This is a genomic window from Luedemannella flava (genome assembly GCF_039528515.1).
GTDB classification, from domain to species: domain Bacteria; phylum Actinomycetota; class Actinomycetes; order Mycobacteriales; family Micromonosporaceae; genus Luedemannella; species Luedemannella flava.
This window is the reverse complement of the sequence record NZ_BAAALT010000328.1, coordinates 1-855: the sequence shown is the minus strand read 5'-3', so window position 1 is coordinate 855 and position 855 is coordinate 1. Positions and strand designations below refer to the sequence as shown.

Below are 855 nucleotides of genomic sequence, written 5' to 3'. Positions count from 1 at the left end.
GGGCAGCAGGCGGCGGGCCCAGCCGACCGGCCCGTCCGGGACGATCTCGTACGGCAGGTCCCACTCGGGCGCCGCCTCGACGTCGGCGACGATCACGTCGGGCACGGACCGGAACGGGGCCCCGGGCTCGTCCGGGCCGTCGACGGTGCCGACCACCACCCACAGGGGTGCCAGCTCGCCGGCGGCCCCGGCGCGCAGCGCGTCGGCGGCCAGGCGCCTCGGGTCGGCGAGGACGGGTCGGCCGGCGTACGCGGTCTCGCACGCGGCGCCGACCACGGGTGCCAGGTGTCCGGCGAGCGCCAGGGGCCCGCGCGCCACGAACCGGGAGATCAGGACCCCGGGAGCGCTCGGGGCGGCGTACCCGAGCAGGACCTTGCCGACCCGCAGGCCCAGCATCGTCACGTGGGTGAGCAGCGCGGGCAGGCCCGCCGGCGCCGTGGCGTCGTGCCCGGCCGACGGCAGCCAGTCGCCGTCGGCCCGCTCGGTGGTCCGGGGCGCCATGGCGACCAGGCGGTGCAGGCCGAGGGGGTTGGGGACGCCGAGGACGACCGAACCGCCCGGGCGGGCCGTCGCGACCAGCGTGCGCACGGCGTCGGCCCAGCTCAGCGGCGTGCCGCCGTCCACGGACGCGAGCCGGTCGACGCCGTCGAGCGCGATCACCGCGTCGTACTCGCCGGCGAGTTTGCGCAGGTCGCCACAGCGGACCGTGAGGGCCCCGCGGCCCGTCAGCGCCGCGGTGGCCGCGTCGGCGTCGGGGTGGGAGCGCAGCAGCCAGGTGACGGCCGCCCCCGCGTCGAGCAGGCGGCCCACCAGGGCCCGCCCGAGCGGGCCGGCCACAAGCACGTGCGCGCCGGG

Annotated in this window: 1 pseudogene; it reads right to left on the bottom strand. The window is 79.5% G+C overall.

The features are described 5' to 3' along the window. Window positions 1–855, bottom strand: a pseudogene (locus ABD211_RS33035) (hypothetical protein); the annotation flags it as partial.